Source organism: Devosia sp., from assembly GCF_036676215.1.
Classification (GTDB): Bacteria; Pseudomonadota; Alphaproteobacteria; order Rhizobiales; family Devosiaceae; genus Devosia.
Genome location: NZ_JAKFDJ010000213.1, coordinates 19874 through 43834, shown reverse-complemented (window position 1 = coordinate 43834; position 23961 = coordinate 19874). Strand labels below are relative to the sequence as shown.

Below are 23961 nucleotides of genomic sequence, written 5' to 3'. Positions count from 1 at the left end.
GTCTCCTCAGTTGTTCTTGCCGGTCATGGCCTCGAGGCGCTTGAGCTCATCGAGCAGGTCATCGAGCCGGTCGAACTGCGTCTCCCAGAATTTGCGATATTCGATCAGCCAGCCCGTTGCCTCGGCCAGGGGCCCCGCTTCGAGCTTGCAGGGGCGGCGCTGGGCATCACGGCCGCGCGAGATCAGCCCAGCCTTTTCCAGCACCTTGAGATGCTTGGAAATGCCTGGTTGGCTCATGGCAAAGGGTTCGGCCAGTTCCATCACAGACGCCTCGCCCTGCGCCAGACGCGCCAGGATGGCCCGCCGGGTTGGGTCGGCGAGCGCCTGGAAGGTGGCGTCGAGGGCAGCGGGGCTCGGCATGGCAATAACTCTCAGGTTCTAGAGCCGTTAGGTTATATTGCGCTCCGCCCGCGCTGGCGTCAAGCCGTACCGCCGGGAATGGGCGTGCCGGGGGCCAGCAGGCCCTTGGCCGCGAGGGCGCTCCAGAGCTCGCCCGGCACCTTGACGTCCCACCAGTCGAGAATACCGTCCAGTTCGGCCGGCGAGCGTGGGCCGGGCAGGACATTGCACACGGCAGGATGCGTGAGCGGGAATTGCAGGGCGGCGGCGGGCAGGGGAACGTTGAACTCCTGGCAGACCGCGTCGATGGCCCGGACCTTGGCGACGATCTCCTCGGGCGCCTTGGCATAGTTGAACTTGTCGCCACCCACCAGGATGCCCGAATTGAATGGCCCGCCAACGACCACCGAGGCGCCGCGCGCCACGCAGGTGGTGAGGAATGGATCGAGCGAGGTCTGTTCCAGCAACGTATAGCGCCCGGCCAGCAGGAAGACGTCCCAATCGCCCAGCGCAAAGGCATCCATCAGCACCTGCCACTCATTGACGCCGAGGCCAATGGCCTTGATGATGCCGGCGTCCCGCAACTCGCGCAGGGCCTTGTAGCCGCCCGTGGCCAGCTGGTTCCACAGCGGCTTGTTGCCTTCCACGCCATGGGTCGCGACCCCGATATCATGGACGTAGAGAATGTCGACCGAGTTCATGCCAAGCCGCTGCAGGCTGTCCTCGAAGGAGCGCATGACGCCGTCATAGGAATAGTCATAGACCTGATTGAAGGGCAGGGGATCGACCCAGGCGCCCTTGTCCTGCTCGGCCGCCGATACGGGCTTGAGCAGGCGCCCGACCTTGCTGGACAGCACCACCCCGTCGCGCCGCTGGCGCAGCGCGTCGCCCACCAGATGTTCGGAACGGCCCAGGCCATATTGCGGCGCGGTATCGACATAGGTGATGCCCATGTCCAGCGCATGGGCGACGGTAGCGCGGGCCTGTTCGGCCGGGACGCCGGTGAAGATTCCGGCCAGCGAGGCGCCACCCAGGCCCAGTGTGGTCACCTCCAGGTCGGTGCGCCCGACCCGGCGTTTTTCGAAAGCGCGAACAGTCATGTTATCCCTCCAGCAGGCGGAGGGATAACTGACATGTTAGTTGGCAGGCTTCAAGATCAATAGAGATTGCCGACGATCATCGGGTGTTCGGTATCGACGCGGACCGGGTTGCGCAGGGCCGTGCCGAACTGGGCTTCCTCGATTTCGAAGATGTCGTCCGGCTGAGTTTTGACGCCATCGGCAAAGCTCAGCGTCGCCGTGCCGAACATGTGCACATGCACGTCGCCGGGGTGGCGGAACAGGTCGTATTTGAAGTGGTGGTATTCCAGATTGGCTATGGTGTGGCTCATATTGTCCTCACCCGAAAGGAAAGGTTTCTCCCACAACACCTTGCCATCGCGCCAGATTCGCGACTTGCCTTCGATATGGGCCGGCAGGTCGCCGACGCGCAGTTCCGGCCCGAAGGCGCAGGCGCGGAGCTTGGAATGGGCCAGATAGAGATAGTTGACCCGCTCGGTGACGTGGTCGGAAAATTCGTTGGCGAGGGCGAAACCCAGCCGGCGCGGCTGGCCGTTGTTGTCGATCACGTAGATGCCGGCAATCTCGGGCTCCTCGCCCGCGTCGAGCGCGAAGCCCGGGGAGGGAATCGGGTGGCCCGGATTGATCACCGAATAGCCATTGCCCTTGTAGAACCACTCGGGTTGCACGCCCTTGAGGCCATTGGCCGGCTTGCCGCCTTCCAGGCCCATGCGGAACATTTTCATGGTGTCGGTGAGGCCCGTCTCTGCCGCGCCGCTGTTGGCGGTGTGCATGGCGTCGCGGGTGGCGGCCGAGCCCAGATGGGTCAGGCCCGTGCCGGTAACATAGAGATGGGCCGGATCGGGATGGTCGACCGGGGCCAGCATGCGGCCCTCCGCCAGGATGGCGTCGCGGTCGACGGTTGCGCCGAGGCCCATTTCGGCGATCAGGGCGCCGAGCCCGCCCTGGCGGGACAGGGCGTTGATGGCCAGGGCATAGACGCTGGTCGCGCCATTGACTGTGCGGGCCGTGCCGTTGTCCACGGCGCCGACAGCGCGCTCACCATTGGCATCGAAGAACTGGATCAGATTCATGGCGCGGCTCCTCCACTGGGCCCGTGTCGCGATTGTTCCGCATAAAGCGCAACCTGCCCCGAAGTGGCAAGTCCAAAAATCATACTTATTACAAGTCGGTCGCGAATCCTCGCGCGGCGTGTGACAAGTTTGGCAAGGCGATTCTGTTCCGCCGTGAATGGATGTTCTTATTTTGTCCCTTGACAGGGTTGAAACATAATGAGAACAAATAGAGCACATTCAGGGCATGACCACCTGTGGCGTCAGCGCGTTGCGCGGCCTCCAAGAGCGTGGAATAAGGAGACAACAGATGGCTAACGCGTCGCTTCGTGTGGTTGAAGGTGGTTCGATGGATAAGGAAAAGGCACTTGCCGCGGCGCTCAGCCAGATTGAGCGCAATTTCGGCAAGGGCTCGATCATGCGCCTGGGCGAGGCTTCTGCCATCGAGGTGGAGTCGATCTCCACCGGATCGCTCGGCCTCGATATCGCGCTCGGCATCGGCGGCCTGCCCAAGGGGCGTATCGTCGAGATTTTCGGGCCGGAAAGCTCGGGCAAGACCACGCTGGCGCTGCATGTCATCGCCGAGGCCCAGAAGGCCGGCGGCATCTGCGCCTTTGTCGACGCCGAACATGCGCTCGATCCGATCTATGCCCGCAAGCTGGGCGTCAATGTCGATGACCTCTTGATCTCCCAGCCCGATGCCGGCGAGCAGGCGCTCGAAATCACCGACACGCTGGTGCGCTCCGGCGCCATCGACGTGCTGGTCATCGATTCGGTGGCGGCGCTGACGCCGCGGGCCGAACTCGAAGGCGAGATGGGCGATGCGCTGCCCGGCCTGCAGGCCCGCCTGATGAGCCAGGCCATGCGCAAGCTGACCTCCTCGATCTCCAAGTCCAAGTGCCTCGTCATTTTCATCAACCAGATCCGCATGAAGATCGGCGTGATGTATGGCTCGCCCGAGACCACGACGGGCGGCAATGCGCTCAAGTTCTACGCCTCGGTTCGCCTCGACATCCGCCGCATCGGCGCGCTCAAGGATCGCGAAGAGATCGTGGGCAACCAGACCCGCGTGAAGGTGGTCAAGAACAAGCTGGCCCCGCCCTTCCGCCAGGTCGAGTTTGACATCATGTATGGCGAAGGCATTTCCAAGACGGGCGAACTGCTCGATCTGGGCGTCAAGTCCGGCATTGTCGAGAAGTCCGGCGCCTGGTTCTCCTGGGACAGCCAGCGTCTCGGGCAGGGCCGCGAGAATGCGCGCCAGTTCCTCAAGGACAATCCGGCGATCGCCAACACGATCGAACAGGGCGTGCGCGAAAGCTCGGGCCTGTTGGGCGAAGTGCTGCTGGTGGCCGGCGGCGGCGACGACGAGGTCGTGAGCGACGACGAATAAGCCATTCTTCCCATGCAGGGATTTTCGGAGGCATCGCGCAGGCGGTGCCTCTTTTTTGTTCCGCAATGGCCTCCGCCGGGCCGCAATGCTGGACATTCCCGCAGGGTGCACGATAGAAAGCCAGCCGACCTTCTCTGCGGCGCCTGGCGCCTTTCTCCGCAATGAAAGCCTTGTGATGACCAGCGTAAACGACCTCCGTTCGAGCTTTGTCGACTACTTTGCCCGCAATGGTCACGAGGCCGTGCCGTCGAGCCCGCTGGTGCCGCGCAATGACCCGACGCTTATGTTCACCAATTCGGGCATGGTGCAGTTCAAGAACACTTTTACCGGCGTGGAAAAGCGACCCTATTCGCGCGCCACCACGGCACAGAAATGCGTGCGCGCCGGCGGCAAGCACAATGATCTCGACAATGTCGGCTTCACCGCGCGCCACCACACCTTCTTCGAAATGCTGGGCAATTTCTCGTTCGGCGATTATTTCAAGGATCACGCCATTGAGCTGGCCTGGAACTTGCTCACCCGCGACTGGGGCCTACCCAAGGATAAGCTGATGGTCACCGTCTACGAGGACGATGACGAGGCGCTGAACCTGTGGAAGAAGATTGCCGGCCTTTCCGAGGATCGCATCGTGCGGCTCGGCGCCAAGTCGAACTTCTGGCAGATGGGCGATACCGGCCCCTGCGGCCCGTGCTCGGAGGTCTTCTACGATCACGGCGAGCATATCTGGGGTGGCCCGCCGGGCTCGCCCGAGGAAGATGGCGACCGCTGGATCGAGATCTGGAACCTGGTGTTCATGCAGTATGAGCAGCATGGCGACGGCTCCCGCACCGGCCTGCCGCGCCCGTCCATCGATACCGGCATGGGCCTGGAGCGCGTCGCTGCGGTGATGCAGGGCGTGCATGACAATTACGATATCGACCTGTTCCGCTCGCTGATCGCGGCCACGGCCAATGCCACCGGCGCCGATATCGATGGCGAGGGCAATCGCAGCCTACGCGTCATTGCCGATCACCTGCGCTCGATGAGCTTCCTCATCGCCGAGGGCGTGCTGCCCTCCAATGAAGGCCGCGGCTATGTGCTGCGCCGCATCATGCGCCGCGCCATGCGCCATGCCACCCTGCTCGGCAGCAACGAGCCGGTGATCTACAAGCTGGTTCCCACCCTGGTGCGCGAGATGGGCCAGGCCTATCCCGAACTCAGCCGTGGCGAAGCCATGATTGCCGAGACCGTGCGGCTCGAAGAAGGCCGCTTCCTCAAGACGCTGGGCCGCGGGTTGCAGATCCTCGATGCCGAGACCAGCGAGATGACAGAAGGCGCGGTGCTCAATGGCGCCGCCGCCTTCAAGCTCTATGACACCTATGGCTTCCCGCTCGACCTGACCCAGGATGCCCTGCGCCTGCGCGGCATCACCGTCGATCAGCCGGGCTTTGACGCCGCCATGGCCGCCCAGAAGGCCGAGGCCCGCAAGAGCTGGTCCGGTTCGGGCGAGGCTGCCACCGATACGGTCTGGTATGGTCTTGCCGACAAGCTCGGCCCGACCGAATTCCTCGGCTATGAAACCGAGACGGCCGAAGGCGAGGTCAAGGCGCTGCTCAAGGACGGCAAGGAAGTGGCGTCCCTGTCGGCCGGCGAAGAGGGCTTCGTCGTCGTCAACCAGACGCCGTTCTATGGCGAAAGCGGTGGCCAGGTCGGCGATTACGGCCTGCTCAAGGGCGAGGGCGTTGCCGCCACTGTCACCGACACGCAGAAATTCCACGGCGTCTTTGCCCACAAGGTCAGCGTCACCGAGGGTGCGCTCAAGCTCGGGCAGCCGCTGACGCTGCTGGTCGATCACGAGCGCCGCTCCTCGATCCGCGCCAATCACTCGGCCACCCATCTGCTGCACGAAGCGCTGCGCATCGTGCTGGGCGATCACGTCGCCCAGAAGGGCTCGATGGTGTCGCCCGATCGCCTGCGCTTCGATTTCGTCCATACCAAGCCGGTCACCGACCAGGAAATGGCCGAGGTCGAAGACATCGCCAATGCCATCATCCTGCAGAACACGCCGGTCGAAACGCGCCTGATGGGCGTCGAGGAAGCCAAGGAATCGGGCGCCCGCGCCCTGTTCGGCGAAAAGTATGGCGACGAAGTCCGCGTCGTCGCCATGGGCGAGCCCACCGGCAATGGCCTGGGCTGGTCGGTGGAACTGTGTGGTGGCACCCATGTGCGCCGCACCGGCGATATTGGGCTCGTCTCCATCGTGGCCGAAAGCGCCGTCGGCGCCGGAGTGCGCCGCATCGAGGCGCTGACCGGCAAGGCGGCGCGGCATCGCGGCAATACCAATGTGGCCATCGTCAATTCGGCGGCGGGCCTGCTGCGCTCGGGCAGCCACGAAGTGCTCGATCGCATCGGGGCGCTGCAGGACAACATCAAGAAAATCGAGCGCGAACTGACCGATGCCCGCAAGAAGCTGGCTTTGGGTGGCGGCAGCGGCTCCGGCGCCACCGCCGCGGCAGACGAGGCCGTCAATGGCGTCACCTATGTGGGCCGCACCGTCGAGGGCATTGCCGCCAAGGACGTGAAGGGCCTGGTCGACAGCGAGAAGAAGCGCATCGGCTCGGGCGTCGTCACCGTGGTGCTCAAGGGCGACGACGGCAAGGGCACCGTGGCCATCGGCGTGACGGAGGACCTGACGGCGCGCTATGCCGCGGGCGAGCTGATCAAGCTGGCAACGGCCGCGCTGGGCGGGCAGGGCGGCGGCGGCCGCCCCGACATGGCGCAGGGCGGCGGGCCGGACGGCTCCAAGGCCGCCGAGGCCATCGCCGCCGTGCGCGCCGCGCTTTAGGTCCACAGGGACAACGGAACAAGAAAATCCCCGCTCCGGCGGGGATTTTTGTTTGTCTTCCGGCTAAAGCCCGGTTCGGAAGAAGAACAGCCGCGGCTTCCAGACGATTTTCAGCTTCTCGGTCAGCACGTTGGCGAGACCCGCCGCGAGCACTATGACGAGGCCGATAACGGCGACATAGTCGGGATACTCCCCGAAGAAGGCCGCGCCAAAGACAATGGCCCAGATCAGCTGGCTATACTGCACCGGCGCCACCAGATTGGCCGGTGTGCGCCTGGCTGCCGCGATCAGAAGCAGGCCGCCCGTGCCCCCCAATAGGCCGATGCCGACGAAGACGGCCAGTTGCTCGGGTGACGGCATGACGAAGTAGGGCAACATCAATGTGCCGTTGAACAGGCCGGAATAGAACACCTGGATGCCCACGAGGCTCACCCGGCGCTCGCGCGGCGCGATATGGCGCAGGACAATGGTGGTGACGCCGGCCAGAAACACGCTGCAGAAGATGGCCAGGTGCCCCAGCTGCAGGTCGCGCACGCCGGGACGGATCACCAGCACGACGCCGAGAAAGCTGATGATCAGCAGCAGCCAGCGGTGCAGGGCCACATGTTCCTTGAGCACCAGCACGCCCAGCATGGTGACCACGATCGGCGTCAGGAAGCCGATGGCATAGACGTCGGCGAAGGGAATATGGGTGAAGGCATACATGACGCAGGCGGTGCCGGTGATGGCCGTCGCGCAGCGCAGATGCACCAGCCAGGGGTGGCGGAGCTTGTAGAGATCGCGCCAGCGCTCGCCGCGCTTGGTCAGCATGGCGGGAATGATCGAGAAACTCGTCGTGAAGAACGCGATCTCGAACACCGACATGGTGGGGCCGGTGACCTTGATGAGCGCGTCGGCCATCGAGAAGCTGGCATAGGCCAGGAATGCTAGAAGGACGCCGACAGGCATCGAAAATCCGGAAAGTATGAGGAAGGCTATGGAATTGTTCGTACCATACAAGCGCCGGAGCTAACCGTCGACGCCTGGGCAAGGCCGGTCCGAACTATATTTCCGGGCCTTGCACTTCGGTGATGTCGGTCGGCGAGCCGGGCCGTCGGGCCCGGTATTCGGCAAAGCGCCCGGCAATGCGGGTGCGAGCGCCGTCGATGAACACATTGACCAGCCCCGACAGCACCACGACGGCCAGGCCGATATAGGCGAGCAGGCCCGGATATTCGAAAAAGAAGAAGGCGCCCAGCCCGATGGCCCAGATAATCTGGACATACTGGAGCGGCGCGACCTGGCTGGCTGGGGCGTTGCGGGTGGCGGCGATCAGCAGGATATGGCCCAGGCCCACGAGGCTCCCGCTGGCGGCCAGGAGGCCGAATTGGGGGATGGTGGGCATAACAAAGCCCGGCGCCATGAGCACGGCATTGACGACGATCAGATAGATCGCGGGCAGGGCGATGAGGGTGACGCGCTTTTCGCTGGGCGCGATGATGCGCAGCACCGTCGTCGACGTGGCGCCGAAAAAGGCGCAGCACAGCGCCGCAAGATGGCCCAGTTGCAGGTCGCGAAAGCCCGGGCGCACGACCAGCATGACGCCAAGCAGCCCGAGCGCCAGCATGGCCCAGCGCACCAGATCGACGCGTTCCTTCAGGATCAGCACCGACATCACGGTGATGAACAGCGGCATCATGAAGACCAGCGAATAGGTCTCGGCAAAGGGGATGGTGACGAAGGCATAGGTGACCAGCGTCGAAGAGGCGACGCCGCTGAACGAGCGCAGATGCACCAGTCCCTTATGCGTGAGCCTGAAACTGTCGCGCCAGCGCTCGCCCCTGGGTTTGGCGAAGACGGCTGGGATCAGGCTGAACAGGGCGATGAAGAAGCCGATCTCGAAGACCGACAGGCTCTGGCCGAAACCCTTGATAATGGCGTCGCCGCAGGAATAGACCGAGTAGGCGACGACCGCATAGTACACGCCGACCGGCATGGCAAAATCCAGAAAAATCAGGGTTCAGGCAATGGCGGCAAGCTAGAGCGTAGCAGTGCCGCCGTCGATGGGAATTCTCCACGCTGCGGCGCTATCGCGCGGCCTGCCTTTGTGGGCGATGCGCAACGCGGCGGCATGGCTTTACCCGCAATGTTCAACGGCGGCTGAATAGAGCGTTCATGCTGGTGTCATCCGGGTGATGATTTGAATTGCGCGCTGTTGTGCAGTCCCCGATACAATGGACTGTCTTTGCTGGAGGGCAATATTCATGCGCATCATCCGATACTTCGTGCTCGGCGCCATCGCGGCGCTGGGTCTGGCATTGCCGGCGGTCGCGGCTGAGCGCGCCATCATCGTGCTCGACGGGTCCGGCTCGATGTGGGCGCAGATCGAGGGCAAGGCACGCATCACCATTGCGCGCGAAACGCTGAGCTCTGTGCTGGCGACCCTGCCGGACGAGCTTGAACTGGGCTTCATGACCTATGGTCATCGCGAAAAGGGCAATTGCGCCGATATCGAGATGCTGGTCGATCCGGCAACGGGCACCGGCGCGGCCATTGCTGCTGCCGCCGATGGTATCAACCCCAAGGGCATGACGCCGATTTCCGACGCGGTGCGCCTTGCCGCAGAAGACCTCAGCTTCACCGAGCAGAAGGCCACGGTGATCCTGATTACCGACGGGCTGGAAACCTGCGAGGTCGACCCGTGCGAGCTGGCCTCGGATCTCGAGGCCCGGGGCATCGACTTCACCACCCATGTGCTGGGCTTTGGCCTCTCGGATGAGGAGGGCCAGCAGGTGGCTTGCCTTGCCGAAAATACCGGCGGCAAATATCTGTCGGCCAATGATGGCGCGGCGCTGGTTGATGCATTGACCGCCACGGTGGCGGAAGTGGCCCAGGCCGAGCCCGAACCGGCCCCCGAGCCGGAGCCAGCCCCCGAGCCGGTGGCAGACTACAATCTCAAGCCGACGGCTTCGCTGTCGGAAGGCGGCCCGGATATCGTCGATGGTGCCGCCGATCTGGTCTGGGAGTGGCACACAGTGGCTGCCGACGGCAGCAAGGGCGAGTATGTCGGCACCGGCTATTATTCCACTTTCAAGGAAACGCTGGAGCCCGGCGACTACATCATGACCGCCACACTGGGTTATGCGAGCTCTTCGCAGCCGGTGACCATCGAAGCGGGCAAGGTCGCAACACCGCATTTCGTCATCAATGGCACCATCCTCAAGCTGCATCCGATGGCTAGCGAAGGCGCCGATGTGGACGAGGATGCCACGGTCGAAATTCGCCATGCCGGCGAATATGTCACCACCAGCTATGGCGACATCGATCTCGTGGTTCCCGCCGGCGCGCTCGAAGTCGATGTATCGATCGGCGAGGCCAAGGTTACCCGAACCTATGATGCCAAGGCGGGCGAGACGATCGATGAAGACGTGATCGTGGGCGCCGGCACGGCGAGCATCGTCTCGGAATATGTTCCGGGCACACCGGTCGCTGCCGACATCTTCATCGAAATCGTCGAGGCCAAGGCAGCGCTGGACGGTTCGCGCAAGTCTGTGGCCTCCGGCTATGGCGGCCAGAAAATGTTCGATTTGCCGCAGGGCGACTATGTCGCCACCTACAGGCTGGGCGGTGCAGAAGGTGAAGTGCCGTTCACCGTCACCACGGGCGAACGCATCGAGGTCTCTATCGTGATGGATGCCGGGATTCTCGCCGTCACGACGCCGGGCGACAATTTCGTCGAAATCCTGAGCGCCAGCAAAAATCTCGAAGGCACGCGCACGTCCTTCGACTCTGGCTACGGTCCTGACCTCCAGACCACGCTGGCTGCCGGTGACTATATCGTCGCCACGAGGCTGGGTGATGCGGTCACCGAGACCCCGGTCACCATCAAGGGCGGCGAGCGGTTCGAATTGACTGTTGAAGCGCCGGTCGGCAAGACCAAATAGTCCCTTCCATCATGCAGAAAGGGCGCCCCTGCGGCGCCCTTTTTCTTGGCTCAGTCGTCGAAATTGACGTCACCACCGCTCGATTCGTCCACCTCGCGGGTTGCCGGATTGCCCGAAACGCCGATGTCGCCGCCGCTCGAGGCTTCGGCCCGCAGGCTGGCTGTTGCATGCACCGACAGGCTGGCGCCGCTCGATGCGGCAACGGTGACCGTGCTGGCAACCAGATCTTCCGCGTCGATGCCCGCGCCGCTGGATGCCTCCGCGTCAACCGTCTCGGCAGTGCCGGACAGCTCGATATCGGCGCCGCTGGATGACGCGATCTTCACATGACCCAGCACGGCGTCGCTCGCTGAAATATCGGCGCCGCTCGACGCGTCGAGATCGAGCTGATCGGCCCTGATGCCGGGCAGGTCGACATCTGCGCCGGAGCTGGCGCTGACGCCGGCCAGGGCGGGCAGGGTGATGTCGACGGTGACGGCGTTGCCGCTGCTCAGCAGCATGCCGACCAGGCCACCCCTGATGATGAAGTCGAGAAAGCTCTGCTCGAACCGGGCCTGCAACACGCCGTCTTCGACGGTGAGCCGTAGATTGTCGAGCGCGTCCTGGCTGCGGGACTGCGCACTGACGCTGAAGCTGTCGCCAAGGGTCACCCTGGCGTCGAGGCCGGTGGCTATGTCGACGCGATCAAAGCCGGTGAGATCGAAATCGCGGCTCTGGGCAAAGGCTGCTGTGCTCATGGTCATCCCCATGGTGGCGGCAAGTGCAAGAACGGTGGCGGTGCGCACGCTGGTCTCCCTCAGATGGTGGTCCGGTGCTGGACCGGAACCGCATATGGGGGGCGGAAATTTTCGCTCAAGAGAGCGTGAAAATATAGTCTGCCGAGGGTTGTAAGGCACATGTATGTGCCTATGTCGAAAAGTTACCAGAGGCCAGGGCGAGTGAGAAAGGCGGCGCCGTAACGCCGCCTTAGCTCAGGCGAGATAGCGCGAAGCGGGCTGGGCGCTGGAGAGCTTCCCGTTGAGAGCCAGGCGAGCGGTCTCAAACTGGTTCCAGCCATCCACATCGACGAGGGCAGGGATGGTGACCACTTCGCCCTGGTCGAACCCGGCCAATGCAGCATCGACCATGGCATCGGTCTCCATCACGATTTCCTGCGGCAGGTGCTCGACCGGAAGGCCGGATTTGGCCCAGAGATTGGTGCGCGTGGCGCCGGGGAGCACGGCCTGGAAGCGCAGACCCTTGCTGCCCAGTTCGGCCTCGAGCGCCTGGGTCAGCGTCAGCACGAAGGCTTTGGTCGCGCCATAAAGCGCCGCATTGGGCAGCGGCGCCACCGAAACGACTGAGCCGATATTGATGACGGTGCCCTTGCCACGATTGGCCATGGGGCCGGTGGCTGCCCAGGCGAGGCGGGCCAGCGCGGTGACATTCAGGTCGAGAATGGCCGAGACCTGGGTCGAGGTGAGATCGGCGAAGGCCGAGACAGTGCTGAAGCCGGCATTGTTGACCAGCAGGTCGATGGCCGGTTCGGCCCCGAGCCGGGCCTCGACGCGGCCAAGATCGGCGGGGTTGGTAAGGTCTGCCTGGAGCACCTCGACAGTGCGGCCGGTGGCATCGCCGAGGCTGGCAGCCAGCGCTGCAAGCTTTTCGGCACTACGGGCAACGAGCACGAGGTTGTAGCCGCGCCGGGCCAGCCTGTCGGCATAGACGGCGCCGATGCCTTCGGATGCTCCGGTAACGAGGGCAGTGCCCAGGGAATTGGTCATGGAAAGTCTCCTACAATGCATCGCCATCGATGCCATGCATTTTATATTATGATCATAATATAAGAGCGCAAGGGCAGCCGGCAGGATTTTTTTTGGGAGCTCAGGCTTCGCCGGTGAGACGGGCCTTGGCGGCCTCCAGCAGTTTGTCGGATATCGGTCGGCCGGCGGTGGCGCGAGCCAGAAGCAACGCTCCGACCAGGGTGGCATAGTCGGCCAGGGCGGCTTGTTCGTCCTGTTGCATGGCATTGCCGGTCAATTGTGCGACGACGGCCTCGATCCCCTCACCAAAGCTGGCACGCACCGCGCTTTCTGCCGGCTCCCGTGCCACGTCGCCCGCAAGCGCCGCGACTGGGCAGCCCAAAGCCGGCGCATCACGGTGATCGGCCCGAAGGTAGGTGGTGACCAATTGGGTGCGTGCGGCTCCGGGGTCGTCCGGATGGCCGGCTGCAATGCCATCGACCCAGCCTTCCAGCCAGTGGAAGGCGCCATCCAGCGCCTCGGCCGCCAGGGCCTCCTTGGAGGTGAAATGACCATAGAACCCTCCATGGGTCATGTTGGCGGCCTGCATCACTTCAGGAACACTGGTGCCGCGAAATCCCTGCGCGCGAAACAGTTCCGAGGCGGCATCGACGATGGTTTGCCGGTTTTCGGCGGCGTGCTGCTTCGATGATTTGGCCATGATCGCTCCTTGGTCATCAAGATATATGATGGCCGTCCTCAAAACCCAAGCATGGGCAAAAAGAAAGGCCGGGTCGCGGGACCCGGCCTTCACATTCCGATGCGTAACGGTCTGGCTTACGCCATGGCCTTCTGCAGGTTCTGGTCGATGGCGTCGAGGAAGCCCAGGGTCGACAGCCACGGCTGATCGGGACCGACGAGCAGGCTCAGGTCCTTGGTCATCTTGCCTTCTTCGATGGTGTCGACGGTGACCTTTTCCAGGGTCAGCGCGAACTTCTTCAGCGCCTCGTTGTCGTCGAGCTTGGCACGGTGGGCGAGGCCACGGGTCCAGGCGAAGATCGAGGCAGTCGAGTTGGTGGAGGTTTCCTTGCCCTGCTGATGCTGGCGGTAGTGACGGGTCACGGTGCCATGGGCGGCTTCGGCTTCGACGATCTTGCCATCGGGCGTCGCCAGCACCGAGGTCATCAGGCCGAGCGAGCCAAAGCCCTGGGCCACGATGTCGGACTGCACGTCGCCGTCATAGTTCTTGCACGCCCACACATAGCCGCCGCTCCACTTGAGGGCCGAGGCGACCATGTCGTCGATCAGGCGGTGCTCGTACCAGATCTTCTTGGCTTCGTACTTTTCCTTGAACTCGGCCTCGTAGATTTCCTGGAAGATATCCTTGAAGCGGCCGTCATAGGCCTTGAGGATGGTGTTCTTGGTGGAGAGGTAGCAGGGCACGCCGCGGTCATAGGCGTAGTTCAGCGACGAATAGGCGAAGTCGCGGATCGAATCGTCGAGGTTGTACATGGCCATGGCGACGCCGGCGCCGGGGGCCTGATAGACTTCGTGCTCGATGACCTTGCCGTCTTCGCCGGTGAACTTGATGGTCAGCGTGCCCTTGCCGGGGAAGCGGAAGTCGGTGGCGCGGTACTGGTCGCCGAAGGCATGGCGACCGACGATGATCGGCTGGGTCCAGCCAGGCACCAGGCGCGGCACGTTCTTGCAGATGATGGGCTCGCGGAAGATCACGCCGCCCAGGATGTTGCGGATGGTGCCGTTGGGCGACTTCCACATCTTCTTGAGTTTGAATTCCTCGACGCGCTGCTCATCGGGGGTGATCGTCGCGCATTTGATGCCGACGCCGTATTTCTGGATGGCGTGGGCACTGTCGATGGTCACCTGGTCATTGGTGGCGTCGCGGTTTTCGACGCTGAGGTCGTAATATTCGATCGGCAGATCCAGATAGGGAGTGATGAGCTTGTCCTTGATCGCCTGCCAGATGATCCGGGTCATCTCATCGCCGTCGAGATCGACGACAGGGTTGGCGACTTTGATCTTGCTCATCGGAAATATCTCCCTGAAATCCGCATATTGGCCCTCTCGGCCAGCTTCGGCTGCCCCTATAGCATCGGCACGCAAAAGCGCAAAGTCCGGCTCGGCATGGGGCCTTGCCGGGAGCAGCACAGTCACTTGGCGGGCAGGGTGTCGACGAAGCTTCGGGCCAGTTCGATCCAGTCGAGCAGCAGGTCGTCATCTTCGATGACGTCGCCTGAGACGAAGACGAAGCCGCCCATGGTGCGGCCATTCATGACCATGGGTGCAGCGCCGGGGCGGGCCAGCGCAGCCTCCATGCCATCCTTGCCGACGCGGACGAGCAGCGTGCCGTCCTTTATGGGGCAGACCAGCATGTTGCCGCGGTGCATGAAGGCCCGTCCATTGAACATCTTCTTCTCGACCAGGACGAGGTCGGGCGTCAGGGCGCGGATTCGCTCGGACAGTTCCTCGAGGGCAAGGCTCATCTCGGCTGGTTCTCCCGATAGGTGTCGTGGCGGGGCAGGTGGTCGGCAACCAGGTCCCATGCCTGCTGGCTGCGGGCGAAGATCAACTGATTGGGCGCGAACCAGTCGTTCTGGCCGGCAAAGAAACCGACCGAAATCATCCTTATGTCGGGCGCGCGTGATGACTGGCCATAGAGCGGCGTCCCACATTGTGGGCAGAAGTGTCGCGTGAAGGTCGCGCCTGAATCGCTTGGTCTGTCGAAGGACTTGCTCGCGCCGTCGCTGCTCAATGCAGCAACCGGCACCAGCGCGACGCTGGAATGGCCCGATCCGGTCGCGCGCTGGCAATCAAAGCACGAGCACATCAGCATGGACACCACCGGCCCGCGGACCGACATTTCGACCGCGCCGCAGGCGCATTTGGCGGTGACGTCAATGACGGGACGCTTGGGGCTGTTCATCGGCTGAGGCTGGCACGCCGACGCCGCGCGGGCAAGGGTTGTGGCCTTGCCTTTGCTGGCTTGACTGGCGAGAGTGCGGCGCCGCAAGTAGGGGGAGGCATGACGCTCTATCCGCAATATCCGTTGCGTACGGAAAGGCTGATCCTGCGCCCGTTCACGCGGGGCGATGTCGATGCCGTTTTCGCCTATCGACGCCGCGAAGACGTGGCGCGCTATCTGTTCGACGTGGCGCTGAGCCGCGAAGAATGCGCGCTGGCCGTGCAGCAGCGCATCAGCCAGGTGGCTCTTGAGGCCGAGGGCGACAAGATCATCCTGGGGGTGGAGCTGGCTCGGAACGGCGCGTTGATCGGTGAGGTTTCCCTGATCTGGCGCAGCGTCGATGCCCGGCAGGGCGAGGCCGGCTGGATCTTCGATCCGGACTATCAGGGACAGGGCTACGCCACCGAGGCCGCCAATGCGATGCTCGACCTGGCGTTCGGACCGGGCGACATCCACCGCGTCTCGGCACGTTGCGACATACGCAACGAATCCTCCTGGCGCCTGATGGAGCGGCTCGGCATGCGGCGCGAGGCGCATTTCCGGGAGCACGCCATCTTCAAGAGCCGGTGGGACGAGGAGTTTGTCTACGCCATATTGTGGCAGGAATGGCGGGCGCTGCGGGCTGAGCAAAAGCCCGAATAGCGGGCATTCTGGCTTACCCTTGAGTAGAATTTTCTAAGCGACGACAGGAACTTCCTGTGACAGGGTGGCGTTGAGGGCTTGGCAGTCAAGCCAGCGGGGAGCACCAGAGCGATGTCATCACTATCTTTGCCGATTGAGACGGACAGGCTGAACTTGCGCACCTTCGAGCGCGGCGACGTGGATGGGCTCAGCGCCTATCACGCGCTCCCCTCCATACAGCGCTATGTTTTCAGCCGAACGCGCGACAAGGCAGAGGTGGCTGGTGCCCTCAATATCATGCGTGGCCATGTCAGCCTGCAGCGCCCCGGCGACACATTGACCCTGGCCATGTGCCGCAAGGGCGACAAGGCGCTGCTCGGCCATGTGTCGCTGCACTGGTCCGATGCCACGGCCGGACAGGGCGAGGTGCGCTTCTGCATCAATCCGTCCTTTGCCGGGCAGGGCTATGTCCGCGAAGCGCTGGATGCGCTGTTCGATCTGGCCTTCGATCATTTCCGCATCCACCGGATCTTGGCGCGCTGCGATGGCCGCAACCACCATTCGATCAAGCTCATGCAGCAGCTGGGCATGCGGCTGGAAGCCCATTACCGCGAGCATGCGCTGTTCCAGGGCGAATGGGACGAGGAACTGCACTTCGCCATTCTCGACCGCGAATGGCAGCGGTCCAGCACGGTCAAGGACCTGCCGCCGCGCCATCGGGTGGACGAGCCGGCTCATCACCGCGTCGCCTGATTGCCCTGACCTGCCAAAACCGGTTATGAGCGCCTGATCTTCCTGGATTGGGCGCTTATGGCCGGAACCGACACATCCATCAAAATCGAGCTGCGGCCAGCGCCGGCAGTGATCCTGTGCGAACCGCAGCTGGGCGAAAATATCGGCACTGCGGCGCGCGCCATGGCCAATTTCGGCCTGTGGGACCTGCGCCTGGTGCGGCCGCGCGATGGCTGGCCCAATGAGAAGGCGGTGGCGGCAGCCTCGCGCGCCGACCACGTCATCAGCAATGTCCGCGTCTTCGAGACGCTGGAAGCGGCCATAGCCGATCTGACGCTGGTCCTCGCGACCACAGCCCGCTCGCGCGACCTGCAGAAGGAAGTGATCGGGCCCGACGAAGCGGCCACGCGCATGGCAGGGCAGATCGCGGCGGGCAAGGGCGTCGGCCTGCTGTTTGGCCGCGAAAAGTGGGGTCTGCTCAACGAGGAAGTGGCGCTGGCCGATACCATCGTCACCCTGCCGGTCGAGCCGGCCTTCGCCTCGCTCAACATCGCCCAGGCCGTGCTGCTGATGGCCTATGAATGGCGCCGCCACAGCGACCTGGGCACGCAGTTGCCCTTTTCCGACGCCATGGCCGAGGTGGCGCCGCGCGAGGAACTGATTGGTCTCTTCGGGCATCTGGAAACGACGCTGGACGGCTCGGGCTTCTTCACGGCGCCGGACAAGCGGCCGACGGTGATCAACAATCTGCGCACCATGCTGGAGCGCGGCAAGTTCACCAGCCAGGAAATCCGCACCCTGCGCGGCGTCATCTCCTCGATCGACCGCCGCCATCAGCGGCCCAATCCAAACCGGCAGAAGCCGGTTGGCAACAAGGACGAATAATCTGCGGCGGTGAACGGTTTGGCGCCAATCGGGCTTTGACGGCGCCCGGGTGCCATGGCACTCCCGAGCCATGAGCACCGCAGCCCCCGCCGACACGTCCCGCATCGCCTTTACCTACAAGGGTTTCCGCTTCTTCTGGCTGACCACGCTGCTGGTGAGCTTTGCAGTGCAGATCATGTCGGTCTCCATCGCTTGGCAGATCTATGACGTCACCGGCAATGTGTTCCTGCTTGGCCTTGTGGGCCTCAGCCTGTTCCTGCCGGCGCTGCTCCTGATCCTGCTCACCGGGCTCACCGCCGACCGTTTCAACCGGCGTGGTATCATGGCGGTGTGCCTGGGGGTCGAGTTCCTCTGCGCGCTGGGCTTTCTCGCCTTCGTCAATGCCGAGGCGCATGCGGTCTGGCCCATATTCGGCATATTGATCGCGCTGGGCACAGCCCGCGCCTTCTGGGGGCCGGCGGCGCAGTCGCTGGCGCCCAATCTGGTGCCGCCCGAGGCGCTCTCCAATGCCATCACCGTCAATGCCTCGGCCTGGCAGTTTGCATCGATCATGGGGCCGGCGGCCGGTGGCCTGCTCTATGGCATTGCCCCGACCGTCGCTTTCGGCACCGGCGCGGCGCTGCTGCTGGTCGCGGCCGTCTGCGTGCTGCTGATCCCCCGGCCGGCGCGGCGCGAGTCGCATCAGGCGACGAGTCTGGAGACCATTTTCGGCGGCTTCCGCTACATTTTTTCCAACAAGGTGGTGCTCGGCGCCATCTCGCTCGACATGTTCGCCGTGCTGATGGGCGGGGCGGTGGCGCTGCTGCCGGTCTATACCAAGGACATCCTGCATGCCGGGCCGCAGGAGCTGGGCCTGCTGCGCGCCGCGCCGGGCATTGGCGCCATCGTCATGGCGCTGTGGCTGACGCGCTTTCCCATTCGCGACCATGCCGGCAAGATCCTGTTCCTGTTCGTCGGCCTGTTCGGCGCCTTCACGGTGACCTTCGGCCTCTCCACCACGGTGTGGATTTCCATTCCCGCGTTGGCGCTGGTGGGCGCTTCGGACATGGTCAGCGTCACCATCCGCGAGACCATCATGCAGTTGTGGACACCCGAAGAGGTGCGCGGGCGGGTCAATGCGGTCAACTCGGTGTTCATCGGCGCCTCCAATGAACTGGGCGAATTTCGTGCCGGCACGGTGGCCCATTTCATCGGCCCGGTGCCCGCCGTGGTGCTGGGTGGCATCGGGGCCATGGGCATAGCCATCATCTGGAGCCGCATCTTCCCCGGCCTGCGCGAACAGCGAACGCTCGACAAGAAGATGGTCTGACGCCCACGCCGCTTGACTTCCGGGCCTTGCATGGGTATCACGCGGCCACCTATCCGGACCTCTGGTCCATAGGCGCACCCGGGATCTCCTGAATATTTGGGGTCTGTCGGCTCTCCGCAAGGAGAGCAGAGGAGGGCGCGATCCATTCAACCGTTACGAAGGATACGCGATGTCGAAGCGTCATTCAGCCAAATACAAGATCGATCGCCGTCTCGGCGAAAATATCTGGGGCCGTCCCAAGTCCCCGCTCAACGCCCGTGCCTATGGCCCCGGCCAGCATGGCCAGCGCCGCAAGGGCAAGCTCAGCGACTACGGTCTGCAGCTGCGCGCCAAGCAGAAGCTCAAGGGCTATTACGGCTCGGTCACCGAAAAGGCGTTCAAACGCCTCTACACCGAAGCCGCCCGCGTCAAAGGTGACACCGGCGAGAACCTGATCGGCCTGCTCGAGAGCCGTCTGGACGCCGTGATCTACCGCGCCAAGTTCGTCGCCACCGTGTTCGCTGCGCGCCAGTTCGTGTCGCATGGCCACATCCTGGTCAACGGCAAGCGCGTCAATATCCCGTCCTACCAGGTCAAGGTCGGCGACAAGGTTGAAGTGCGTGAGCGCTCCAAGCAGCTCGCCGTGCTGATCGAAGCCACCCAGCTGGCCGAGCGCGACGTTCCCGATTACGTCGAAGTCGACCACAACAAGATGACCGCCACCTTCGCCCGCGTCCCGGCGCTGTCGGACGTGCCGTATCCGGTCCAGATGGAACCGAACCTGGTCGTCGAATTCTACTCGCGCTAAGCGCAGTCGAATTTCAGAATTGGAAAGGGCCGCTCTTCGGAGCGGCCCTTTGCTTTGGCGCACACGCCGTCGGAGGGCCGGCGAGCCGGCCCTCAATCCCTAGATGGTGGCCGCGTCGCCGATCTCCTCGTTGATCGGCTGCTGATCGAGCGGAATGAAGCTCTCAAAACGATGGAGGCGCAGGTAGATGGACTGCAGCTCCACGATGGTCGTCCACGCGCGGGCGAAGAACTGGAACGAGGATGCCACCTCGCCGAAGGCGTTTTGTACCTGCTGGTAGAGACCGAGGGTGATGGTGCCGGCCAGGATGGATGGCGACAGCGTCAGAAGCGGTACATAGCCAGCGATCTGGAGATACGCGTAGCGCGCCAGGTTGAAGTAGGTGTAGTGAAAATACAGCCGGAAGTAGTTCTTCTGCACGTTTGCGAATAGCTCGCGGAAGGTGGGCGGATCGGCCCGCTGCGGGTCGTCCTCGCCATAGACGAGCTCCTTGCGTAGTGCGGCTTCCACCTTCTGATTCTCGAAATTGAGACCGGGCAGCCTGATGCCGACGATCCAGAGCAGGGCAGTGCCAAAAGCGGAGACAACCAGAGCAATCCAGACGAGGTTGCCGGGAATGTCGCCAAAAACCGGCACTTCGGTGACGCTCTGGGACAGGGTCCACAAGATCGGAAGGAAGACCACCAGCGTCAGGAGCGAACTCATGAAGCTCGATCCAAGATCCTCCACAATGGACGCGAAGCGCATTGTATCTTCCTGCACGCGCTGCGCTGCGCCTTCTGTGCTGCGCAGCGATGGCCAGTAGGCCATGTAGTAGGAGGTCATCGCTTTGCGCCAGCGGAACACATAGTGCGAATTGAAGAAGGCCAGCAGTACCAGGAAAATGATGTTGGGCAGCAGGACAAGCATCAAGGTGATGACGTAGGGCCAGTATTCCTCCGGACTTACCGAGCCAGGCTCGGCCAGCGCTCGTTGCAGCACGTTGAAGAAATTGCCCTGCCAGTCATTCAGGAAGGCGCTCAGTTGCACCTGGCTGTAGGTGGCGAGGAACAGGACGGAGCTGCCTACCACCGACCACCAATACCATTCGTTCCGCTTGTAGACGTACCAGAAGGCGCAGAAGGCAAAGGTGCAGAGGATGATATACCAATATTCCCAGACGCGGCCGCCGTTGAGGAAGTTCGTGTCCTCAGCCACGCAGTTTGCGACCTGCGCAGCGGCGGGCGTTGCCTCAGTAGTTGCTGCGGCCGGCGCGTTGGGGTCAGTCAGCTGCGGACCGCTCTCTGGAACGGGCAGGGCATCGGCGCCCGGAGCCACTGGCGCCTCGCCAGGCGGGATGTCGGCGGGCGAGCAGATGGCCGGCGTCAGGAAACGGTCGATGCTGATGACCGAGCGCACCGGGTCGCCGGCAAGCTGGTAGATAAGCGTCGTCAGCAGCATCCAGATGACGACTGAACCGAAGAAGAGCTTGGGGACGGGGAAAAAAGATCGAAACACCGCGAGACTCCTGGGTGCCGGGGGATGGCGTCATCTAACGGTTGCAATCGGACTAAAGCAAGAAAGGGAAATTAAGCTTTGGTAAGGTTTGCACCGTCCGGTTTTCCTTCCCCTCTGCGGCCGGGGACGCTATCAGCTACGGCACGGACAGAAAGAGAGTTTCGGCATGAGTGAGGTCATGGAGGCGGCGCCCGGCGCGGCCGACGAGCCCGAGAGCGGCGGGCACCCGATCTATGCCCATGCCCCGCGCAGCGGCGAGTTCAACAAGCTACGCAAGCGCCTGATCCGCAATACCCGTGAAGCACTCGACAAATTCTCCATGGTGCGGCCGGGCGAGAAGTGGCTCGTCGCCCTGTCCGGCGGCAAGGACAGCTATGGAATGCTGGCGCTGCTGCTCGATCTCAAATGGCGCGGCCTGCTGCCGGTGGAACTGCTTGCCTGCAATCTCGACCAGGGCCAGCCGAACTTTCCCAAGCATATCCTGCCCGAATTTCTCACCGGCCTCGGCATCCCCCACCGCATCGAATACCGGGACACCTATTCCATCGTCACGGACAAGCTGCCGGCCGGGGCGACCTATTGCTCGCTCTGCTCGCGCCTGCGCCGGGGCAATCTCTATCGCATCGCGCGGGAAGAGGGCTGCACGGCGCTGGTGCTGGGCCATCATCGCGACGACAGCCTCGAAACCTTCTTCATGAACATGTTCCATGGCGGCAAGCTCGCCGCCATGCCGCCGCGTCTGCTCAATGACGAGGGCGATATCGAGGTGCTGCGGCCGCTGATCTATTGCGGTGAGGAGGACCTGCAGCGTTTCTCCGATGCCATGGCCTTTCCCATTATCCCCTGCGATCTCTGCGGCAGCCAGGATGGGCTGGAGCGCAATGCGATGAAGGCCATGCTGAGCGACATCGAAAAGCGCATGCCCGGCCGCAAGGATGTGATGATCCGCGCCCTGGGCAATATCAATGCCAGCCATATGCTCGATACCAAGCTGTTCGATTTCGCCGCCCTCGGCCAGCGCAGGGCCTGAGCCTTGAGCGATCTGGGCCAGCTTATCGGCGAGGTGCATGCCGAACTGTCGGTGCGCCTCGGGGAGGGGCAGGTCGCCAACTACATCCCCGAACTGGCCAAGGTACCCGTCGAGCGGTTCGGCATTGCCGTGGCGACCGTCGGCGGCGAGGTCTTCACGGCCGGTGACGCGCTGGAGCCCTTCTCGATCCAGAGCATATCAAAGCTTTTCACCCTCACCCTGGCGCTGGGCAAGGTCGGGGATGGCCTGTGGTCCCGGGTCGGCCGCGAGCCCTCGGGCAATCGGTTCAATTCGATCGTGCAGCTCGAATATGAACAGGGAAGGCCGCGCAATCCCTTCGTCAATGCCGGAGCCATCGCGGTCACCGACTTGATCCTCGCCGGCTATCGCCCCAAGGAGGCGATCGGGGACATCGTCCGCTTCGTGCGCTTTCTGGCCGGCGACGAAGCCATCGTCATCGACGCCGACGTGGCGCGGTCCGAGCGCGATACCGGCTTCCGCAATTTCGCGCTGGCCCAGTTCATGCGCTCATTCAACGTCATCACCCATCCGGCCGACGAGGTGCTGGGGGTCTATTTCCACCATTGCGCCATCGCCATGAACTGCGCCCAGCTGGCGCGCGCGGCGCTGTTCCTGGCTGCCAAGGGGCAGAACCCGGTCACCGGGCACAGTGTCGTCTCGGCGGCCCGGGCCCGCCGCATCAACTCGTTGATGATGATGTGTGGCCACTATGATGGTTCGGGCGATTTCGCATTCCGGGTCGGCCTGCCGGGCAAGAGCGGCGTTGGCGGCGGGATCGTCGCGGTGGTGCCCGGCGTCTGCACGGTTGCCGTCTGGTCGCCGGGGCTCGACGCCAATGGCAATTCGCTGATCGGCACTGCCGCGCTCGAACTGCTGGCACAGCGGGCCAATTGGTCGGTTTTCGAATAAACACCTCAATCCAAGGATTTCCCATGCCGCAGATCGACATCATGGCCCTCAGCAATATCCTGCGCGATGCCGCCCGGGCCGAAGCCCTGCCGCGCTTCCGCCGGCTCGATGCTTCCATGGTGCAGGTCAAGACCGAGGCGATCGATCTGGTGACCGAGGCCGATGTGGCGACCGAAGAGGTCATCAAGGCGCGCCTTGCCGAGCGGATGCCCGATGCCCTCTTCGTCGGCGAGGAATCGGTCGCGGCCGATCCGGCGCTGCTGCTGCGGCTGGCCGATGCGGACCTCGCCGTAGTGGTCGATCCGATCGACGGCACCGCCAATTATGCCGCCGGCCTGCCGCTCTTTGCCACCATGGCGGCGGTCGTCTCCAAGGGCGAGACCATTGCCGGCATCATCTACGATCCGATGGGCGATGACTGGGTGATGGCCGAAAAAGGCGGCGGCGCCTGGCTGCGCCGGCCCAATGGCGAGGCAGTGCGCCTGCAGGTGGCCAAGCCGCTGCCGCTGGCGCAAATGGTGGGCTGCGTCTCGGTGTCCTATCTGCCGGTCGACAAGCGGGCCGAGGTGCTGGCCAACCTGGCGCAGGTGCGGGTGGTTTCCAACTTCCGCTGTGCCGGCCACGAATACCGCACTCTGGTGTCGGGCCACGCCCAGTTCGGCTGCTGGAACAAGCTGATGCCGTGGGACCACCTGGCCGGCACTCTGATGGCTCAGGAAGCCGGCGCCTATGCCGCGCGGCTCGATGGCCAACCCTATCTGCCGCACCACGTCGATGGCGGCCTGCTGGTGGCGATGGACCAGGATGCCTGGCAGGAACTGCGGCGGGAAGTGTTTACGTTCTGAGGGGCGCTGGTAGC

General features: G+C 63.6%; 23 protein-coding genes. 11 read left to right on the top strand and 12 right to left on the bottom strand.

Annotated elements, in window-relative coordinates; all coding sequences use genetic code 11:
* Positions 1-6 precede the first annotated feature (6 nt).
* Genes V6M52_RS17450 through araD1 form a run of 3 tightly spaced genes read right to left on the bottom strand, consistent with a single transcriptional unit; the run spans position 7 to position 2491 of the window.
* Entirely contained in the window at positions 7-360 is a 354-nt protein-coding gene (locus V6M52_RS17450; RefSeq protein ID WP_332686324.1) for an ArsR/SmtB family transcription factor, read from the bottom strand.
* Between the two features lie 59 nt (positions 361-419).
* On the bottom strand, positions 420-1439 hold the full coding sequence (locus V6M52_RS17445) for an aldo/keto reductase (protein ID WP_332686322.1): 1020 nt from the start codon (positions 1437-1439) through the stop codon (positions 420-422).
* A gap of 56 nt (positions 1440-1495) precedes the next feature.
* The gene (gene araD1, locus V6M52_RS17440; protein WP_332686320.1) at positions 1496-2491 is read right to left on the bottom strand and encodes an AraD1 family protein; all 996 of its coding nucleotides are present in this window, start codon (positions 2489-2491) and stop codon (positions 1496-1498) included.
* Positions 2492-2780: 289 nt separating this feature from the next.
* Here araD1 and recA point away from each other — a divergent pair, with 289 nt between their 5' ends.
* Both recA and alaS read left to right on the top strand, forming a co-directional pair.
* A complete protein-coding gene (recA, locus tag V6M52_RS17435; RefSeq protein WP_332702104.1) occupies positions 2781-3860 on the top strand; it encodes a recombinase RecA in 1080 nt (359 codons plus the stop codon).
* A 175-nt stretch (positions 3861-4035) separates the two neighbouring features.
* On the top strand, positions 4036-6684 hold the full coding sequence (gene alaS, locus V6M52_RS17430; RefSeq protein WP_332702102.1) for an alanine--tRNA ligase: 2649 nt from the start codon (positions 4036-4038) through the stop codon (positions 6682-6684).
* Positions 6685-6747: 63 nt separating this feature from the next.
* Here alaS and V6M52_RS17425 read toward each other — a convergent pair whose 3' ends face one another.
* Together V6M52_RS17425 and V6M52_RS17420 are read right to left on the bottom strand one after the other, a co-directional pair.
* Positions 6748-7632 carry a DMT family transporter gene (locus tag V6M52_RS17425; RefSeq protein WP_332702100.1) on the bottom strand — a complete coding sequence of 295 codons (885 nt, stop codon included), beginning with the start codon at positions 7630-7632 and terminating at the stop codon, positions 6748-6750.
* A gap of 94 nt (positions 7633-7726) precedes the next feature.
* A complete protein-coding gene (locus tag V6M52_RS17420) occupies positions 7727-8659 on the bottom strand; it encodes a DMT family transporter (RefSeq protein ID WP_332702098.1) in 933 nt (310 codons plus the stop codon).
* A 268-nt stretch (positions 8660-8927) separates the two neighbouring features.
* On the opposite strand from V6M52_RS17420, the gene V6M52_RS17415 reads away from it, so the two are divergent.
* Entirely contained in the window at positions 8928-10607 is a 1680-nt protein-coding gene (locus V6M52_RS17415; protein ID WP_332702096.1) for a vWA domain-containing protein, read from the top strand.
* 50 nt (positions 10608-10657) lie between these two features.
* Here V6M52_RS17415 and V6M52_RS17410 read toward each other — a convergent pair whose 3' ends face one another.
* From V6M52_RS17410 to V6M52_RS17385, 6 genes are all read right to left on the bottom strand, one after another.
* Positions 10658-11392: a head GIN domain-containing protein gene (locus tag V6M52_RS17410; RefSeq protein ID WP_332702094.1), complete on the bottom strand. Its 735-nt coding sequence runs from the start codon at positions 11390-11392 to the stop codon at positions 10658-10660.
* Positions 11393-11578: 186 nt separating this feature from the next.
* On the bottom strand, positions 11579-12370 hold the full coding sequence (locus tag V6M52_RS17405; protein WP_332686306.1) for an SDR family NAD(P)-dependent oxidoreductase: 792 nt from the start codon (positions 12368-12370) through the stop codon (positions 11579-11581).
* 100 nt (positions 12371-12470) lie between these two features.
* A complete protein-coding gene (locus V6M52_RS17400; protein WP_332686303.1) occupies positions 12471-13049 on the bottom strand; it encodes a TetR/AcrR family transcriptional regulator in 579 nt (192 codons plus the stop codon).
* Positions 13050-13165: 116 nt separating this feature from the next.
* Complete coding sequence (locus tag V6M52_RS17395; RefSeq protein WP_332702092.1) at positions 13166-14377, bottom strand: NADP-dependent isocitrate dehydrogenase; 1212 nt, start codon at positions 14375-14377, stop codon at positions 13166-13168.
* Positions 14378-14499: 122 nt separating this feature from the next.
* A complete protein-coding gene (locus V6M52_RS17390; protein WP_332687648.1) occupies positions 14500-14832 on the bottom strand; it encodes a TfoX/Sxy family protein in 333 nt (110 codons plus the stop codon).
* Positions 14829-15182: a GFA family protein gene (locus V6M52_RS17385; RefSeq protein WP_442881881.1), complete on the bottom strand. Its 354-nt coding sequence runs from the start codon at positions 15180-15182 to the stop codon at positions 14829-14831. Before V6M52_RS17385 ends, V6M52_RS17390 begins: the two co-directional genes overlap by 4 nt.
* A gap of 189 nt (positions 15183-15371) precedes the next feature.
* Here V6M52_RS17385 and V6M52_RS17375 point away from each other — a divergent pair, with 189 nt between their 5' ends.
* The 5 genes from V6M52_RS17375 (at position 15372) to rpsD (ending at position 19645) form a co-directional block, all read left to right on the top strand.
* On the top strand, positions 15372-15953 hold the full coding sequence (locus tag V6M52_RS17375) for a GNAT family N-acetyltransferase (RefSeq protein ID WP_332687649.1): 582 nt from the start codon (positions 15372-15374) through the stop codon (positions 15951-15953).
* Between the two features lie 111 nt (positions 15954-16064).
* Positions 16065-16685 (top strand): GNAT family N-acetyltransferase, encoded by a 621-nt coding sequence (locus tag V6M52_RS17370; protein WP_332687651.1) that lies wholly within the window; start codon positions 16065-16067, stop codon positions 16683-16685.
* Positions 16686-16742: 57 nt separating this feature from the next.
* Entirely contained in the window at positions 16743-17549 is an 807-nt protein-coding gene (locus V6M52_RS17365; RefSeq protein WP_332687652.1) for an RNA methyltransferase, read from the top strand.
* 70 nt (positions 17550-17619) lie between these two features.
* Positions 17620-18858 (top strand): MFS transporter, encoded by a 1239-nt coding sequence (locus V6M52_RS17360; RefSeq protein WP_332702090.1) that lies wholly within the window; start codon positions 17620-17622, stop codon positions 18856-18858.
* A 169-nt stretch (positions 18859-19027) separates the two neighbouring features.
* Positions 19028-19645 carry a 30S ribosomal protein S4 gene (gene rpsD / locus V6M52_RS17355; protein WP_332702088.1) on the top strand — a complete coding sequence of 206 codons (618 nt, stop codon included), beginning with the start codon at positions 19028-19030 and terminating at the stop codon, positions 19643-19645.
* A gap of 99 nt (positions 19646-19744) precedes the next feature.
* Here rpsD and V6M52_RS17350 read toward each other — a convergent pair whose 3' ends face one another.
* Positions 19745-21142: an SbmA/BacA-like family transporter gene (locus V6M52_RS17350; protein WP_332702086.1), complete on the bottom strand. Its 1398-nt coding sequence runs from the start codon at positions 21140-21142 to the stop codon at positions 19745-19747.
* A gap of 166 nt (positions 21143-21308) precedes the next feature.
* Here V6M52_RS17350 and ttcA point away from each other — a divergent pair, with 166 nt between their 5' ends.
* The 3 genes from ttcA to V6M52_RS17335 are packed head-to-tail and all read left to right on the top strand — an operon-like array spanning position 21309 to position 23947.
* On the top strand, positions 21309-22172 hold the full coding sequence (ttcA, locus tag V6M52_RS17345) for a tRNA 2-thiocytidine(32) synthetase TtcA (protein ID WP_332688113.1): 864 nt from the start codon (positions 21309-21311) through the stop codon (positions 22170-22172).
* Positions 22173-22175: 3 nt separating this feature from the next.
* A complete protein-coding gene (locus V6M52_RS17340; protein ID WP_332702084.1) occupies positions 22176-23102 on the top strand; it encodes a glutaminase in 927 nt (308 codons plus the stop codon).
* A 23-nt stretch (positions 23103-23125) separates the two neighbouring features.
* Positions 23126-23947: an inositol monophosphatase family protein gene (locus V6M52_RS17335; RefSeq protein WP_332702082.1), complete on the top strand. Its 822-nt coding sequence runs from the start codon at positions 23126-23128 to the stop codon at positions 23945-23947.
* Positions 23948-23961 lie beyond the last annotated feature (14 nt).